Here is a 17,336-nt window from a genome sequence, read left to right as displayed (position 1 = left end):
CTCCCGGCCGGGAGACGCCCCTCTGCGTTGGTGTGGTGCCCTCAGTCCTCCGACGACTCGTCGTCGTCCGCGCCCGGCTTCGGCGGCTTCGGCGGGCGCGTGCGGCCGCCGGGGTTGTCCCGCAGATACGACGTGCTGTCGCTGCCGTCCGCCGTGGCGTGACCGCCGGCCGCGGGCGGCCCGCCGCCGTCGTGGCGCCGCAGATAGCGCTCGAACTCCCGGGCGATCGCCTCGCCGGACGCCTCCGGCAGCTCGGCGGTGTCCCGGGCCTCCTCCAGAGACTGGACGTACTCGGCGACCTCGCTGTCCTCGGCGGCCAGCTGGTCCACGCCGACCTGCCAGGCGCGCGCGTCCTCGGGCAGCTCGCCCAGCGGGATGCGCACGTCGATCAGGTCCTCCAGGCGGTTCAGCAGGGCCAGTGTCGCCTTCGGGTTCGGCGGCTGCGACACGTAGTGCGGCACCGCCGCCCACAGTGAGACGGCCGGGACGCCCGCGTGCGTGCACGCCTCCTGGAGGACGCCGACGATGCCCGTGGGGCCCTCGTACTTGGTCTCCTCCAGGTCCATGCGACGGGCCAGGTCCGGGTCGGACGTCGTCCCGCTGATCGGAACCGGCCGGGTGTGCGGGGTGTCGCCGAGCAGGGCGCCCAGGACGACCACCAGTTCCACCCCCAGTTCGTGCGCGAAGCCGAGCAGTTCGTTGCAGAACGAACGCCACCGCATGGACGGTTCGATGCCCCGGACGAGCACGAGATCGCGTGGCTTCTCGCCGCCGACCCGGACCACCGACAGCCTGGTCGTGGGCCAGGTGATCTTGCGGACGCCTGCTTCCATGAACACCGTCGGGCGGTTGACCTGGAAGTCGTAGTAGTCCTCGGCGTCCAGCGCCGCGAACACCTCGCCCTTCCATTCCCTGTCCAGATGCGCGACCGCGGTGGAGGCGGCGTCGCCGGCATCGTTCCAGCCCTCGAACGCGGCCACCATGACCGGGTCGACCAGCTCGGGAACCCCCTCGAGCTCGATCACCCAGCGCCTCCTTCCGACGTGCCCTCGCCTGACCACCCAACCTTACGGCGTGCCGCGGGGGCCTCCGCAGCCCCCTTGCAGGGGGAGTGCCCCCATCACTGCCCCGCGATCCGCCCCTGAACACCCCGGACTCATCCGAGCGGTGCGTGAGGCCCTGGTCACAGCGTGGAGCGCAGCCACTGCTCCACACTCGCGATGTGCACGGTCGCCCACGAGCGGGCCGCCTCGGCGTCCCGGTCGCGCAGGGCGGCGAGGATCGCGCGGTGCTCGCGCAGGGTGCGGGCGACGGCGTCCTCCTGGGTGAGGCCGCGCCAGATCCGGGCCCGGGTGGTGGGGCCCGACAGCCCGTCGAGCAGCGAGCACAGCACGGAGTTGCCCGAGCTGTGCACGATGCCCCGGTGGAACTCCAGGTCACAGGCGACCAGATCCTCCACGGACGGGTTCTCGCCGAGCTTGTCCATCTGGGCCGTCAGCGCTTCCAGTCGCCCCTCGCTGATCCGAAGGGCCGCCATGGCCGTCGCGGCCGGCTCCAGGATGCGGCGGACGGCCAGGAACTCCAGGACCGTGTCGTCGCGGTGGAAGTCCACGACGAAACTCATCGCCTCCAGCAGGAGTTGAGGATCGAGGCTGGTGACGTACGTGCCGTCGCCCTGGCGGACGTCCAGGATCCGGATGAGGGACAGGGCGCGTACGGCCTCCCGCAGCGAGTTGCGCGACAGGCCGAGATCGGCGGCGAGTTCGCTCTCCTTGGGCAGCCGGTCGCCCGGGCGCAGCGCGCCGGAGACGATCATTCCCTTGATCTTCTCGATCGCGTCGTCGGTGACTGCCATGGCCAGCTCTCCCTGTGTCGCTCAAGACCTCCGACGTATCACGTCATTATGGGGGGTCGGGAACGCCGAAGGGGCGGCTCCGTCGGCGTGGAGCCGCCCCTTCCGGTACGGGATGCCCCCGTGGCCGGGCCTACTTCTTGTCGAGCAGGTCCTGGACCTTGGCGCGGACGTCGTCCGTGGCGAGGCCGCGGATCGTCAACGTCGTGCGGCGGCGCAGCACGTCGTCCTGCGTCTCGGCCCACTCGTGGTCCCGGGCCCAGACGACCTGCGCCCAGATCTCCGGGGCGTCGGGGTGGACGCGCTCGGCGAGTTCGGGGCTCTCGTTGGACAGGCGGGCGATGTCGAACGCCAGCGAGCCGTAGTGCGTGGCCAGGTGCCTGGCCGTGTCGGCCGCCATGCGCGGACCGGGCGCCGGGCGGTCGGTCAGCAGCCGGTGGGCGACCGCGCGCGGGTTGGCGATGCCGGGCAGCGGCAGCTTCTTCGGCAGCGAGCTGATCGGCTCGAAGTCGTCGCCGAGCGGGTGGCCCGGCAGCGTCTCCAGCTTCTGCATGATGGTGCGGCCGATGTGGCGGAACGTGGTCCACTTGCCGCCCGCGACGGACAGCATGCCGCCCCGGCCCTCGGTCACCACCGTCTCGCGCTTGGCCTTGGCGGTGCTGCCGGGGCCGCCCGGCAGTACGCGCAGCCCCGCGAAGGCGTACGTGATGAGGTCGCGGTCCAGCTGCTGGTCGCGGACCGAGAAGGCGGCCTCGTCGAGGATCTGGGATATGTCCTTGTCGGTGACGGAGACATCCGCCGGGTCGCCCTCGAACTCCTCGTCGGTGGTGCCGAGGAGCAGCATGTCCTCCCAGGGGAGGGCGAAGGTGATGCGGTACTTGTCGATCGGGGTCGCGAGCGCGGCCCTCCAGGGGGAGGTGCGCTTGAGGACCAGGTGCGCACCCTTCGACAGGCGGATGGACGGCGCCGCCTTCGGGTCCTCCATCTTGCGCAGGTGGTCGACCCAGGGGCCGGTCGCGTTCAGTACCAGCCGGGCGCTGACGCCGAACTCGTCGCCGGACAGGCGGTCCTTCAGCTCGGCGCCGGTGACCCGGCCCTGGGTGAAGCGCAGTCCGGTCACCTCGGCGTGGTTGAGGACGACCGCACCCGCCTCGACGGCCCCGCGGACCGTCATCAGCGCCATGCGGGCGTCGTTCATCTGGTCGTCGCCGTACACGGCCACGGCCTTGAGGTTCTCGGTGCGCAGCTCGGGCACGTCCTGCGCGGCCTTGGCCGGGGAGAGCAGGTGCCCGACGCCGTCACCGAACGCGGAGAGCGCGGAGTAGGCGAAGACGCCCGCGCCGAGCTTCGCCGCGCCGTGCGGCCCGCCCTTGTACACGGGGAGGTAGAACGTGAGCGGGTTCGCCAGGTGGGGGGCCACCTGGCGGGAGACCGCACGGCGCTCGAAGTGGTTCTCCGCCACCAGCTTCACCGCGCCGGTCTGCAGGTAGCGCAGACCGCCGTGGAGCAGCTTGGAGGAGGCGGAGGACGTGGCACCGGCGAAGTCGCCGGCGTCCACCAGAGCCACCCTGAGGCCGGACTGCGCGGCGTGCCAGGCGGTGGAGATGCCCAGGATGCCGCCGCCGATCACGAGAAGGTCGTACGACGCCTTGGAGAGCTGCTCCCTGGTCTCGGCTCGGCTCGGGTTCGAGCCGGAGGCCGGGCGCGTCCCCAGGGCAGGTACGGACTGCAGGGTGGACTTGGTGGTCATGCTGTTTCTTACTCCTCGTCCTCGAGCCAGCCCATGGTCCGCTCGACGGCCTTGAGCCAGTTCTTGTACTCATGGGCGCGGGTCTCCGCGTCCATGCGGGGGGTCCACTCGGCGGCCCGGCGCCAGTTGGCGCGCAGGTCGTCGGTGCTGTTCCAGAAGCCGACGGCGAGACCGGCGGCGTAGGCGGCGCCGAGGCAGGTGGTCTCGGCGACCATCGGGCGCACCACGGGGGCGTCCACGAAGTCGGCGAGGGTCTGCATCAGCAGGTTGTTGGAGGTCATGCCGCCGTCGACCTTGAGGGTGGCCAGCTCCACGCCGGAGTCCTTCGTCATGGCGTCGGCGATCTCCCGCGTCTGCCAGGCGGTGGCCTCCAGGACGGCGCGCGCGAGGTGCGCCTTGGTGACGTACCGGGTCAGGCCGGCGATCACGCCGCGGGCGTCGGAGCGCCAGTACGGGGCGAACAGGCCGGAGAAGGCCGGCACGAAGTAGGCGCCGCCGTTGTCCTCGACCGACAGGGCGAGGGTCTCGATCTCGGCGGCGGTGGAGATCAGGCCCATCTGGTCGCGCATCCACTGCACCAGCGAACCAGTGACGGCGATCGAGCCTTCCAGGGCGTAGACCGTCTTCTGCTCGCCGATCTTGTAGCCGACCGTGGTCAGCAGGCCGCTGTACGAGTTGATGATCTTGTCACCGGTGTTCATCACCATGAAGGTGCCGGTGCCGTAGGTCGACTTGGTCTCGCCCTCGGCGAAACAGGTCTGGCCGAACAGGGCGGCCTGCTGGTCGCCGAGCGCGGAGGCGACCGGGATGCCGCCGAGCAGGTCGCCCAGCTTGCCGCCGGTGATCTCGCCGTAGACCTCGGCGGAGGAACGGATCTCGGGCAGGATCTGCTGCGGGACGCCGATGGACTCGCAGATCTTGTCGTCCCACTGCATGGTGTGCAGGTTCATGAGCATCGTGCGCGAGGCGTTGGTGACGTCCGTGACGTGCTTGCCGCCGTCGACACCACCGGTCAGGTTCCAGATGACCCAGGTGTCCATGGTGCCGAAGAGGATGTCGCCCGCCTCGGCGCGCTCCTTCAGACCGTCGACGTTGTCGAGCAGCCAGCGGGCCTTCGGGCCGGCGAAGTAGGAGGCGAGAGGGAGACCCGTCTCGCGGCGGAAGCGGTCCTGGCCGACGTTGCGGCCGAGCTCGCGGCAGAGGGCGTCGGTGCGGGTGTCCTGCCAGACGATGGCGTTGTGGACGGGCTCGCCGGTGTTCTTGTCCCACAGCACGGTCGTCTCGCGCTGGTTGGTGATGCCGATGGCCTTGATGTCGTCGCGGGTGATGCCGGCCTTGGCGATGGCCCCGGCGACGACCTCCTCGACGTTGGTCCAGATCTCGGTGGCGTTGTGCTCGACCCAGCCCGGCTTCGGGAAGATCTGCTCGTGCTCCTTCTGGTCGACGGAGACGATCCGGCCGTCCCGGTCGAAGACGATGCAGCGGCTGGAGGTGGTGCCCTGGTCGATGGCTGCGATGAAGGGGCCGGCGGTGTGCGCGTCGGTCACTGTGTGCTCCTGGTCATTCCGGGTTTATGGGGCTTTACGTACGGCGCGTGCTGGAAGTTTCGCAGCAGGGGCGGGAATCGCTCCTAAACGAATGCGACGTTGTAGATGCCTGCCGCGAGGGCGCCGCCGATCAGCGGACCCACCACGGGAACCCAGGCGTAGCCCCAGTCGGAGCCGCCCTTGTTGGGCAGCGGCAGCAGAGCGTGCACGATGCGCGGACCGAGGTCACGGGCCGGGTTGATCGCGTACCCCGTCGGGCCGCCGAGGGACAGGCCGATGGAGACCACGACGAGTGCGGTGATCAGGGCGCCCAGGGTGCCCAGGCCGTTGCCCTTGTCGTTCAGGCCCTGCGTGAGCACGGCGAGCACCAGCACGATGGTGCCGATGATCTCCGTGGCGACGTTCTGCCAGGCGACCCGGATCTCGGGGCCGGTGGAGAAGACGCCCAGCACGGGGCCGGCGCCCTTCTCCTGCGCCTCGACGGCCTTGACCGCCGTGTCCTGCGCACCCGGACCGCCGACTATCTCGCGGTCGGTGAGGTGCGTGTGGAACTGACCGTAGTAAGCGATCCAGACCAGGGCCGCACCGATCATGGCGCCGAGGATCTGACCGGCCCAGTAGACCGGGACGTTCTTCCAGTCGCCGTCCTTGATCGCGATCGCGATGGTGACGGCCGGGTTCAGATGGGCGCCGGACAGCGGCGCCGCGGTGTAGACGGCCGTGAGCACCGCGAAGCCCCACCCGAAGGTGATGGCGAGCCAGCCGGCGTTGCGGGCCTTGGAAGCCTTCAGCGTGACGGCGGCACAGACGCCGCCGCCGAGGAGGATGAGTATGGCGGTACCGATGGTCTCGCCGATGAAGATGTCGGAGCTGGACACCCGCGACTCCTTTGTCCTACGTCCAGGGAAGTTCGATACCGGCCTGGCGTTGTCACACTCTAGCGCGTATTGCCGGTAGCTGTTCGACAATGTCGACCGATGGACGGGAGTCTTGCTTCGGGGTTACGAGCACGTCAAGAGCTGTGTAGTCGATAACACGATCGTTACTGATCGCCGCGGGCCCAAGGATCTTTACCGCAGGTGAGCGTGGACATGCCGAACACCGGAACGCCGTACGACGCCCCGGTCCGCTCGTGTGCCGTCAGAACCGCCCGGCGCCCAGGTCCCGCGAGACCGCGCGGGCGCAGTCGCGGACCGCCGCGATGAGCTCGGGCCGCAGCGCACCCTCCTCGTCGGACCGGCACAGCCGCTCGACGGCGCCGGTGATGCCGACCGCGCCGACCGGCATGCGCCGCCGGTCGTGGATGGGAGCGGCGAGCGAGGCGACACCCTCCCAGGTCTCCTCCACGTCCGCCGCGTACCCGCGCGCGCGGGTCACGTCGAGGAGGTGCTCGAAGTCCTCCGGTTCGCACACCGTCCGGTCGGTGAACGCCTTGCGGTCGGCTTCCAGGGCCTCGCTGTGCGCCACCGGGTCGTAGGCGGACAGCACCTTGCCCAGGGCCGTGGAGTGCAGCGGCTGCATGGCCCCGATCTCCAGGACCTGCCGGCTGTCGTCGGGCCGGAAGACGTGGTGCACGATCAGCACGCCCTGCTGGTGCAGGACGCCCAGGTAGACGCTCTCGCCGCTGGAACGGGCCAGGTCGTCGGCCCACACCAGGGCGCGCGCCCGCAGCTCGTGCACATCGAGGTAGGTGGTGCCCAGGCGCAGCAGCTCCGCCCCCAGCTGGTAGCGCCCCGAGGCGTCGTCCTGCTCCACGAAGCCCTCCTGCTGGAGGGTGCGCAGGATGCCGTGCGCGGTGCCCTTGGCCAGGCCCAGCGACGAGGCGATGTCCGACAGGCCGAGCCGCCGCTCGCCGCCCGCGAGCAGCCGCAGCATCGCGGCCGCCCGTTCGAGCGACTGGATGTTCCGTGCCATCGCCGTACTGCCTCCGTCCCCTTCGACCGCCGACAAGCGGCACCACAGCCCTCGTTCGGCAATGTCGAACACTACCGGTCGATGCCGACCTCCCGCTAATGGCCGGTCGTCATTTGTTACTCCGCCGGGCACCGATGCGCCGCCCGGGCGGCCGTTCCTGCGCCATCGGAGTCCGGCCCGTGGACGCGATGCCCATCCAAGCCCACTCCCGGTTACGCTGGCGCGGTGCGCCCCTTCCCGGATGCCTTCCGGCTGTCCGGGAAGCCGCAAAGCCGACAGCCGTCGCATCCGAGGGAGCCCTTTTCATGGCCTCGTTGCCGCCGACCCCTTCCGCAGACAGCCGGGCCCGTGTGTCCGCGCTCCGAGAAGCCCTGGCCACCCGCGTGGTCGTGGCCGACGGAGCCATGGGCACCATGCTCCAGGCGCAGGACCCCACGCTCGAGGACTTCGAGAATCTCGAGGGCTGCAACGAGATCCTCAACCTGACGCGCCCGGACATCGTCCGTTCGGTCCACTCCGAATACTTCGCCGTCGGTGTGGACTGCGTGGAGACCAACACCTTCGGCGCCAACCTCACCGCCCTCGGCGAGTACGACATCCCCGAGCGCGTCACCGAGCTGTCCGAGGCCGGTGCCCGGATCGCCCGGGAGGTGGCCGACGAGTTCACCCGCAGCACCGGGCAGCAGCGCTGGGTGCTCGGCTCGATGGGACCCGGCACCAAGCTGCCCACCCTCGGCCACACCACCTTCGGCGCCATCCGGGACGCCTACCAGCAGAACGCCGAGGGCCTGATCGCCGGCGGCGCCGACGCGCTGCTCGTGGAGACCACGCAGGACCTGCTCCAGACCAAGGCCTCCGTCATCGCCGCCCGCCGGGCCATGGAGGCCACCGGCCACTCCGTGCCGCTGATCGTCTCGGTGACCGTCGAGACCACCGGCACCATGCTCCTCGGCTCCGAGATCGGCGCGGCCCTGACAGCGCTGGAGCCCCTCGGCATCGACATGATCGGCCTGAACTGCGCCACCGGCCCGGCCGAGATGAGCGAGCACCTGCGCTTCCTGTCCCGGCACTCCCGCATCCCGCTGTCCTGCATGCCCAACGCGGGCCTGCCGGTGCTGACCAAGGACGGCGCGCACTACCCGCTGACCGCGCCCGAGCTGGCCGAGGCGCAGGGCACCTTCGTCCGCGACTACGGCCTCTCCCTCGTCGGCGGCTGCTGCGGCACCACCCCCGAGCATCTGCGGCAGCTGGTCGAGCGTGTCCGGGACGTCGCCCCCACCGAGCGCGCCCCGCAGCCCGAGCCCGGCGCCGCCTCCCTGTACCAGTCCGTGCCGTTCCGGCAGGACACCTCCTACCTGGCCATCGGCGAGCGCACCAACGCCAACGGCTCGAAGAAGTTCCGCGAGGCCATGCTGGACGGCCGCTGGGACGACTGCGTGGAGATGGCCCGCGACCAGATCCGCGAGGGCGCGCACATGCTCGACCTGTGCGTGGACTACGTCGGCCGCGACGGCGTGGCCGACATGCAGGAGCTGGCCGGCCGCTTCGCCACCGCCTCCACCCTGCCCATCGTGCTGGACTCCACCGAGGTCGACGTCATCCGGGCCGGTCTGGAGAAGCTCGGCGGCCGCGCGGTGATCAACTCGGTGAACTACGAGGACGGCGACGGCCCCGAGTCCCGCTTCGCCAAGGTCACGGCCCTCGCCGGGGAGCACGGCGCGGCCCTCATCGCGCTCACCATCGACGAGGAGGGCCAGGCCCGCACCGCCGAGAAGAAGGTCGAGATCGCCGAACGGCTCATCGACGACCTGACCGGCAACTGGGGCATTCACGAGGAGGACATCCTCGTCGACTGCCTGACCTTCACCATCTGCACCGGCCAGGAGGAGTCCCGCAAGGACGGCATCGCCACCATCGAGGGCATCCGCGAACTCAAGCGGCGCCACCCGAAGGTGCAGACCACGCTGGGCCTGTCCAACATCTCCTTCGGTCTCAACCCGGCCGCCCGCATCCTGCTGAACTCCGTCTTCCTCGACGAGTGCGTCAAGGCGGGCCTGGACTCGGCGATCGTGCACGCGTCGAAGATCCTGCCGATCGCCCGCTTCAGCGAGGAGGAGGTCCGCACGGCCCTGGACCTCATCCACGACCGCCGCGCCGAGGGCTACGACCCCCTCCAGAAGCTCATGCAGCTGTTCGAAGGCGCCACGGCCAAGTCCCTCAAGGCCGGCAAGGCCGAGGAACTGGCCGCCCTGCCGCTGGACGAGCGCCTCAAGCGCCGCATCATCGACGGTGAGCGCAACGGCCTGGAGGCCGATCTGGACGAGGCCCTCCAGGAGCGGCCCGCCCTCGACATCGTCAACGAGACCCTGCTGGAGGGCATGAAGGTCGTCGGCGAGCTGTTCGGCTCCGGCCAGATGCAGCTGCCGTTCGTCCTGCAGTCCGCCGAGGTCATGAAGACGGCCGTCGCCCACCTCGAACCGCACATGGAGAAGACCGACGAGGCCGGAAAGGGCACCATCGTCCTGGCCACCGTGCGCGGAGACGTGCACGACATCGGCAAGAACCTCGTCGACATCATCCTGACCAACAACGGCTACAACGTCGTCAACCTCGGCATCAAGCAACCGGTCTCCGCGATCCTGGACGCCGCCGAGGAGCACAAGGCCGACGTCATCGGCATGTCCGGCCTCCTGGTGAAGTCCACGGTGATCATGAAGGAGAACCTGGAGGAGCTCAACCAGCGCGGCCTGGCCTCCGGCTACCCGGTCATCCTCGGCGGCGCCGCCCTCACCCGCGCCTACGTCGAGCAGGACCTGCACGAGATCTACCAGGGCGAGGTCCGCTACGCCCGCGACGCCTTCGAGGGCCTGCGCCTGATGGACGCCCTGATCGGCGTCAAGCGGGGCGTGCCCGGAGCGAAGCTGCCCGAGCTCAAGCAGCGCCGGGTCAGGGCAACGGCACCGGCCGCCGCTGACGAGCACCCCGAGGAGGGGCACGTCCGCTCCGACGTCGCCACCGACAACCCCGTCCCCGAGCCGCCCTTCCGCGGCACTCGCGTGATCAAGGGCATCCAGCTCAAGGAATACGCGAGCTGGCTCGACGAGGGCGCCCTGTTCAAGGGCCAGTGGGGCCTGAAGCAGGCCCGCACCGGCGAGGGCCCGTCCTACGAGGAGCTCGTCGAGAGCGAGGGCCGCCCCCGGCTGCGCGGCCTGCTGGACCGGCTCCAGACGGAGAACCTGCTGGAGGCGGCCGTGGTCTACGGCTACTTCCCGTGCGTCTCCAAGGACGACGACCTGATCATCCTCGACGAGCAGGGCAACGAGCGCACCCGCTTCACCTTCCCGCGCCAGCGCCGGGGCCGCCGCCTGTGCCTGGCCGACTTCTTCCGCCCGGAGGAGTCCGGCGAGACGGACGTCGTCGGCCTCCAGGTCGTCACCGTCGGCTCGCGCATCGGTGAGGAGACCGCGCGGCTCTTCGAGGCCAACGCCTACCGCGACTACCTCGAACTGCACGGGCTGTCCGTGCAGCTGGCCGAGGCGCTCGCCGAGTACTGGCACGCGCGCGTGCGCTCCGAACTCGGCTTCGCCGGCGAGGACCCGGACGAGATGCAGGGCATGTTCGAGCTGAAGTACCGGGGCGCCCGCTTCTCCCTCGGCTACGGCGCCTGCCCCAACCTGGAGGACCGCGCCAAGATCGCCGACCTGCTCCAGCCGGAGCGCATCGGCGTCCAGCTGTCCGAGGAGTTCCAGCTGCACCCCGAGCAGTCCACGGACGCCATCGTGATCCACCACCCCGAGGCGAAGTACTTCAACGCCCGCTGAGCGGTACTTCCGGTGCACGTCACAGCGGCCCCCGGCGTATCCACGGTGTGCCCGGGGGCACAGCTGTTAAACGAGGCACTTCGCTCACGGACGACGTAGACTGGTCGGTCCACTGCAGGCCGGTTCCCACGTGGGAACCGGCCTGATCGTCCCTCAAGGAGGTAGGTGGATGACCAGTACGGTCCCCGCGCTCGGTACCCGGTCGGCCGAAGGGTCGGCCCTGCAGGCCGTGCTCCTCGACATGGACGGCACCCTGGTGGACACGGAGGGCTTCTGGTGGGACGTCGAGGTCGAGGTCTTCGCCTCCCTCGGCCACTCGCTCGACGAGTCCTGGCGGCACGTCGTGGTCGGCGGCCCCATGACCCGCAGCGCGGGCTTCCTCATCGAGGCCACCGGCGCCGACATCACCCTGGACGAGGTCACCGTGCTCCTGAACGACGGCTTCGAGGACCGCATCGACCGCGCCCTGCCGCTGATGCCGGGCGCCGGCCGGCTGCTCGCCGAGCTGTACGCGTACGAGATCCCCACCGCCCTGGTCTCCGCCTCGCACCGGCGCATCATCGACCGGGTGCTGACCTCGCTGGGCGCCCACCACTTCAGCCTGACGGTGGCCGGTGACGAGGTGCCGCGCACCAAGCCCCACCCCGACCCGTACCTCGCCGCCGCCGCCGGACTCGACGCGGACCCGGTCCGGTGCGCGGTCATCGAGGACACCGCGACCGGGGTCGCCGCAGCCGAGGCCGCGGGCTGCCACGTCGTGGCCGTGCCCTCCGTGGCCCCCATCGCCCCGGCCCTGCGCCGCACGGTCGTCACCTCCCTCGAAGAGGTCGACCTGACATTTCTGCACGGACTGATGACGGAAATGCGCTAGGCGTTCACCCAGCGTGCAGCGGCGTTAGGGCGGTAATTCCGAAGGTGAATTCGAACCCCTCCGGGTGGGTGAATTCCCGTACCTGCGAACCCGTTTACGCTGTGACGTTCCCCACGCGACCCGGGGTCGACAGCCGGTCGGGTGTGTGCTGCGCACCCCCTCCAGAAGGCTGCCGACGTGCCCTTGTGTCCCGATTGATGGAACACTGCACCAAAGCTTCCACTGTCGGGTTTTCGGTGTGTCCACGCCCGGTTCCGCAGCGTGATGGGTGCTCAACTCCGGTGGCTGCGAAGCTTCCTGTCGGCCGCGACTAATCTCGTCGCGAGAACATCGCCCCACCTCCGTGATCCGCTGCGCCACCCCTGCATGCCGGGTACACGGAGTCGACAGCTCTGGAGAAACTCGAGCATGAACCGCAAGACCTTGGTGCTGCCGGCCGTGATCGGTCTGCTCGCGCCGGTGCTCGCCGCCTGCGGCGGCTCCGGCAGCGGGAGCGGCGACAGCGGCGCGATCGTCGTCGGCACCACGGACCGGTTCACCGCCTCGAAGGACGTCCCCGCGCCCCTCGACCCGGCGTACGCCTACGACGTCGGCACCTGGAACATCCTGCGCCAGACCGTGCAGACCCTGATGATCCAGCCCCGCGGCGAGGGTGAGCCGGTACCGGAGGCCGCCGAACGGTGCGGCTTCACCGACACCGGCAACGAGCGCTACGCCTGCACCCTGCGCGACGGGCTGAAGTTCGCGGACGGCGACGCTGTCACCGCGGCCGACGTGAAGTACTCCATCGACCGTGCCCGCTCCCTCAAGGCCGACAGTGGCGTGTTCGCGCTGCTGTCCACCATCGACACCGTGGAGACACAGGGCGACCGTGAGGTCATCTTCCACCTCAAGACCGCCGACGCGACCTTCCCGTACAAGCTGTCGACCCCGGTCGCCGGCATCGTCGACCCCGACGACTATCCGAAGGGCAAGCTCCGCGACGGCTTCGACCTGGAGGGCTCCGGCCCGTACACCCTCAAGGCCGATGTCGAGAACGGCGAGATGGTCAAGGCCGAGTTCACCCGGAACCCCGACTACAAGGGGACCATCAAGGTGAACCACGACGAGGTCGACATGGTCTCCTTCAAGGACGCCGACGCCATGGGCGAGGCGCTGGACAAGGGCGACATCGACCTGATGACCCGCACCATGTCGCCGGAACAGATCCGCAGACTCTCGGGCGACGCGGACACCGACATCGACCTCGTAGAGATGCCCGGCCTCGAGATCCGCTACCTCGGCTTCAACACCGACGCCTCGACGGTCAAGTCCAAGGCCGTGCGCCAGGCCATGGCCCAGACCGTCAACCGCGGCGCACTGGTCTCCAAGGTCTACGGCTCCCAGGCCGAGCCGCTGTACTCGCTGGTCCCGGCCAGCGTCACCGGCCACTCCAACTCGTTCTTCAACAAGTACGGCGAGCCGAACGTCACCAAGGCCCGTGCCCTGCTCAACCAGGCGAACATCACCACCCCCGTGAAGCTGACGCTGCACTACACGACCGACCACTACGGCCCGGCCACGAAGAAGGAGTTCGAGGTCCTGCGCGACCAGCTGAACTCCAGCGGCCTGTTCGAGGTCAAGATCAAGGGCACCGCCTGGGACACGTTCCGCCCGGCCGAGAAGAAGGGCGAGTACGACGTCTACGGCATGGGCTGGTTCCCGGACTTCCCGGACGCCGACAACTTCCTCGCGCCGTTCCTCGACGCCGACAACACCCTCGGCTCGCCGTACGACAACAGCCAGATCCGCAACACCCTGATCCCCGAGTCCCGCCGTGAGGCGGACCGGCTGTCCGCCTCCACCAGCCTGACGGACATTCAGGACATCGTCGCCGGTGACGTGCCGGTGCTGCCGCTGTGGCAGGGCAAGCAGTACGTCGCCGCACGCGACGACATCACGGGTACCGCGTACGCGCTCAACTCCGCCTCGACGCTCCAGCTGTGGGAACTCGGGCGGGGCGTGAGCGACTGACGGACCCACTGGATCCCCGAGGCCTGTCACCGCGGCCCCCGGGGAACCGTGCCCCGGAGCCAGGGACATGCTCCGGGAGTTCTCGAGAACCGACGACAAGGCACACACGTGAACATACGCAACCAGTGGCCGGTCCTGCCCATCGTGGCGGGCCTCGCCTCCGGACTGCTGACCGGCTGCGGCACGGAGAGCGGAGACTCCGAGGGGGACGGCTCCAATGTGGTGGTGGGGATGTCCGACGACGTCCTGGCCACGGACCCGGCCTCCGGCTACGACCCCGGCTCCTGGCTGTTGTTCAACAACGTCTTCCAGTCCCTGCTGAGCTTCCCTAAGGGCGCCACGGAACCGCAGCCCGAGGCCGCCGAGAGCTGTGCCTTCTCCGACACGCAGACGACGGTCTACAAGTGCACGCTGAAGGACGGCCTCAAGTTCAGCAACGGTGACGAGCTCACCTCCGAGGACGTCAAGTTCTCCTTCGACCGCATGCTGAAGATCAACGACCCCGACGGGCCCGCGATCATGTTCCCCATGCTGGACAAGGTCGAGACGCCGGACGAGAAGACGGTCGTCTTCCGCCTCAACACGGCCGACGCCACCTTCCCGAGCAAGATCGCCTCCGGTGCCGGCTCCATCGTCGACCACGCCCAGTACGACGCGGACGGGCTCCGCAAGGACGGCAAGGCGGTCGGCTCCGGGCCCTACCAGCTCGACTCGTTCGACGACGGGCAGGCGGTCTTCTCCGTCAACGAGAACTACAAGGGCACCGCCAAGGTGAACAACACCGGCGTGACGCTCAAGTTCTTCGACGGCGACCAGACGGCGCTGAAGCAGGCCATCCAGAACGGGGACGTCGACATCGCCTACCGCGGTCTCACCGCGGGCGACATCGCCGACACGGAGAAGGCCGACGACGGCACCGGCGTCGAGGTCGTCGAGGGCAGCAGCGCCGAGGTCCAGCACCTGGTGTTCAACATGGACGACCCGGTCGCCGGAAAGCTCGGCGTCCGCAAGGCCATCGCCCACCTGCTCGACCGCGAAGCCCTCATCAGGGACGTCTACCAGGGCACCGCGACCCCGCTGTACTCGATCATCCCGGCCGGTATCGCAGGCCACAACACGGCCTTCTTCGACACCTACGGCGCCCGCCCCTCCAGGTCCAAGGCCCAGGCCGCACTACGCGAGGACGGCATCAGCGGCAAGGTGAAGCTGACCCTCTGGTCGACCCCGTCCCGCTACGGCCCCGCGACCGACCAGGAACTGACCGCCATCGCCGGGCAGCTCAACGCCAGCGGCCTGTTCGACGCCGAGGTCAAGTCCGTCCCCTTCGGCCAGTACGAGAAGGACATCGCCGCCGGCAAGTACGGCGTCTACGTGAAGGGCTGGGTGCCGGACTACCCGGACGCCGACAACTTCACGGCCCCCTTCTTCGGCAAGGGCAACGTGCTGGGCAACAACTACGACAACGGCACGATCACCGGCTCGCTCATCCCGCGCACCGCCGCCCTGACCGACCGGGCCGCCACGGACAAGGAGTACGGGGAGCTGCAGGACATCGTCGCCGACGAACTCCCCGTCCTGCCGGTGTGGCAGGCCAAGCAGTACGCGGTCGTCCGCGACGGCGTGTACGGCCTGGAGTACTGCCTCGACGCCTCGACGGTGTTCCGGTTCTGGGAGCTCAGCAAGGACGTCTGACCCACAGGCGCGAAGAAGGGCGCCCCCCCATTCGCGGGGGGCGCCCTCTCCCGTATCCGCTCGCAAGCCGCTACTGCGCGCCGGGGCGCACCAGCCCGCTCTCGTACGCGTACACCGCGGCCTGCACGCGGTCGCGCAGGCCCAGCTTGGTCAGCACATGCCCGACGTGCGTCTTGACGGTGGTCTCGCTGACGAACAGGTCGGCGGCGATCTCCGCGTTGGACAGCCCGCGCGCCACCAGCTTCAGCACCTCGACCTCGCGGTCGGTGAGGGTGTGCAGCGTGTCCGGCACCGGCTCGTCACCCGACGGCAGGTGCGTGGCGTACTTGTCGAGCAGCCGGCGGGTGATGCTCGGCGCGAGCATGGCCTCGCCCGCGGCGACGACCCGGATGGCCTGCACCAGCTCGTTGGCGGGCGCGTCCTTGAGCAGGAAGCCGCTGGCCCCGGCCCGCAGCGCCTCCACGACGTACTCGTCGAGATCGAAGGTGGTCAGCACCAGCACCTTCGCCGGGCCGTCCCGCCCGGGCCCGGTGATCTGCCGGGTCGCCTCCACACCGTCCATCCGCGGCATGCGGATGTCCATCAGGACCACGTCGGGCTGCAGGGCCCGCACCTGGTCGAGCGCCTGGAGGCCGTCTCCGGCCTCGCCGACGACCGCGATGTCCTGCTCGGCCTCCAGGATCATCCGGAAGCCGGTTCGGAGCAGCGGCTGGTCGTCGACCAGTAGGACGCGGATGGCCACGTAAGTCTCCTTCGCTAGTCCGGCCCCATTCTGCCCTGCGCGGGTCCGCCGGACTCAGCCGCCCTCACCGGTTGCGCCGGAACGTCCGCCGCGCGCACCGGCAGCGGGTACGGCGGGGGAGTGCCGCCGAACTCCGGGCAGTGGGCCTGGTGGTCGCACCAGCCGCACAGCTTGGTGGGGCGCGGCCGCCAGTCGCCCGTCTCCGTCGCCAGCCGGATCGCCTCCCACAGCGCCAGCAGTTTGCGCTCGACCCGCTCCAGATCGGCGAGGACCGGGTCGTACGTCAGCACCTGGCCGCTGCCGAGGTAGACCAGCTGGAGCCGCCGGGGGACCACGTTCTTCAGCCGCCACACCACCAGCGCGTAGAACTTCATCTGGAACAGGGCGCCCTCGGAGTACTCCGGCCTCGGCGCCTTACCCGTCTTGTAGTCGACGATGCGGACCTCGCCCGTGGGCGCCACGTCGACCCGGTCGATGATGCCGCGCAGCCGCAGCCCGGACTCCAGCTCGGCCTCGACGAACAGCTCCCGCTCGGCCGGCTCCAGACGGCTGGGGTCCTCCAGGGTGAACCAGCGCTCCACGAGCTGCTCCGCCTCGCCCAGCCAGCGCGCCAGCCGCTCACCCTGCGGGTCGTCGGCGAACAGCTCCACGACCTCCGGCCGCGTCTCGCGCAGCCGGTCCCACTGGCCGGGGACCAGCGACTTCGCCCGGGGCGCCGTGCGCTCGGCGGCCGGGGCGTCGAAGAGCCGCTCCAGGACCGCGTGCACCAGCGTGCCCCTGGTCGCCGCCTCGCTCGGCTTCTCCGGCAGCCGGTCGATGACCCGGAAGCGGTAGAGCAGCGGGCACTGCATGAAGTCACTGGCACGCGAGGGGGACAGCGAGGCGGGCGGTATGGCGGTGGACCCGGTCACGACGTCGCTCACGGCGGCGGTCCCGGCCGTCGCCTCCGTCACCGTCCGCGCCTCTGCCACCGTCTGCACCGCCGTCTCCGCGGGCCCGGCCGGGCCCGGCGGATCCGCCGCCGCGGCAGGGCTGCTCCCGGGCGGCGCCGCGCCCTCGCTGCTCGTGTCCATGCCCCAGACCATACGGCCCGCCACTGACAGTGACCCAGCCGCGTTCCGTGAGGAAGCCGGG

General features: G+C 69.9%; 12 protein-coding genes. 4 read left to right on the top strand and 8 right to left on the bottom strand.

Going from position 1 to position 17,336, the window contains the following annotated elements:
- Positions 1-41: 41 nt before the first annotated feature.
- The 6 genes from ACFU3E_RS16745 to ACFU3E_RS16720 all read right to left on the bottom strand — a co-directional run bounded on the left by ACFU3E_RS16745 (position 42) and on the right by ACFU3E_RS16720 (position 7,063).
- Entirely contained in the window at positions 42-1,025 is a 984-nt protein-coding gene (locus ACFU3E_RS16745) for a PAC2 family protein (RefSeq protein ID WP_384157815.1), read from the bottom strand.
- A 158-nt stretch (positions 1,026-1,183) separates the two neighbouring features.
- Positions 1,184-1,855 carry a FadR/GntR family transcriptional regulator gene (locus tag ACFU3E_RS16740; RefSeq protein WP_384157812.1) on the bottom strand — a complete coding sequence of 224 codons (672 nt, stop codon included), beginning with the start codon at positions 1,853-1,855 and terminating at the stop codon, positions 1,184-1,186.
- A 130-nt stretch (positions 1,856-1,985) separates the two neighbouring features.
- Positions 1,986-3,602, bottom strand: coding sequence for an FAD-dependent oxidoreductase (locus ACFU3E_RS16735; RefSeq protein WP_384157809.1), 1,617 nt, complete (start codon positions 3,600-3,602; stop codon positions 1,986-1,988).
- A gap of 8 nt (positions 3,603-3,610) precedes the next feature.
- Entirely contained in the window at positions 3,611-5,149 is a 1,539-nt protein-coding gene (gene glpK / locus ACFU3E_RS16730; RefSeq protein WP_384157806.1) for a glycerol kinase GlpK, read from the bottom strand.
- An 83-nt stretch (positions 5,150-5,232) separates the two neighbouring features.
- Positions 5,233-6,027: an MIP/aquaporin family protein gene (locus ACFU3E_RS16725; protein ID WP_384157803.1), complete on the bottom strand. Its 795-nt coding sequence runs from the start codon at positions 6,025-6,027 to the stop codon at positions 5,233-5,235.
- A 262-nt stretch (positions 6,028-6,289) separates the two neighbouring features.
- Complete coding sequence (locus ACFU3E_RS16720; protein WP_384157800.1) at positions 6,290-7,063, bottom strand: IclR family transcriptional regulator; 774 nt, start codon at positions 7,061-7,063, stop codon at positions 6,290-6,292.
- A 305-nt stretch (positions 7,064-7,368) separates the two neighbouring features.
- On the opposite strand from ACFU3E_RS16720, the gene metH reads away from it, so the two are divergent.
- The 4 genes from metH to ACFU3E_RS16700 all read left to right on the top strand — a co-directional run bounded on the left by metH (position 7,369) and on the right by ACFU3E_RS16700 (position 15,460).
- Positions 7,369-10,884, top strand: coding sequence for a methionine synthase (gene metH / locus ACFU3E_RS16715; RefSeq protein WP_384157797.1), 3,516 nt, complete (start codon positions 7,369-7,371; stop codon positions 10,882-10,884).
- A gap of 169 nt (positions 10,885-11,053) precedes the next feature.
- On the top strand, positions 11,054-11,755 hold the full coding sequence (locus ACFU3E_RS16710; protein WP_384157794.1) for an HAD family hydrolase: 702 nt from the start codon (positions 11,054-11,056) through the stop codon (positions 11,753-11,755).
- Between the two features lie 408 nt (positions 11,756-12,163).
- Complete coding sequence (locus tag ACFU3E_RS16705; protein WP_384157791.1) at positions 12,164-13,768, top strand: ABC transporter substrate-binding protein; 1,605 nt, start codon at positions 12,164-12,166, stop codon at positions 13,766-13,768.
- Between the two features lie 108 nt (positions 13,769-13,876).
- Positions 13,877-15,460, top strand: coding sequence for an ABC transporter substrate-binding protein (locus ACFU3E_RS16700; RefSeq protein WP_384157788.1), 1,584 nt, complete (start codon positions 13,877-13,879; stop codon positions 15,458-15,460).
- A gap of 70 nt (positions 15,461-15,530) precedes the next feature.
- On the opposite strand, the gene ACFU3E_RS16695 is transcribed toward ACFU3E_RS16700, so the two are convergent.
- On the bottom strand, positions 15,531-16,202 hold the full coding sequence (locus ACFU3E_RS16695; RefSeq protein WP_020141342.1) for a response regulator transcription factor: 672 nt from the start codon (positions 16,200-16,202) through the stop codon (positions 15,531-15,533).
- 14 nt (positions 16,203-16,216) lie between these two features.
- Positions 16,217-17,275, bottom strand: a complete 1,059-nt coding sequence (locus ACFU3E_RS16690; protein ID WP_384157785.1) for a RecB family exonuclease — start codon at positions 17,273-17,275, stop codon at positions 16,217-16,219.
- Between the last annotated feature and the right edge of the window lie 61 nt (positions 17,276-17,336).

The sequence above is a fragment of the Streptomyces sp. NPDC057424 genome (genome assembly GCF_042803315.1).
Lineage (GTDB): Bacteria > Actinomycetota > Actinomycetes > Streptomycetales > Streptomycetaceae > Streptomyces.
This window is presented reverse-complemented; position numbering and strand designations above follow the sequence as displayed.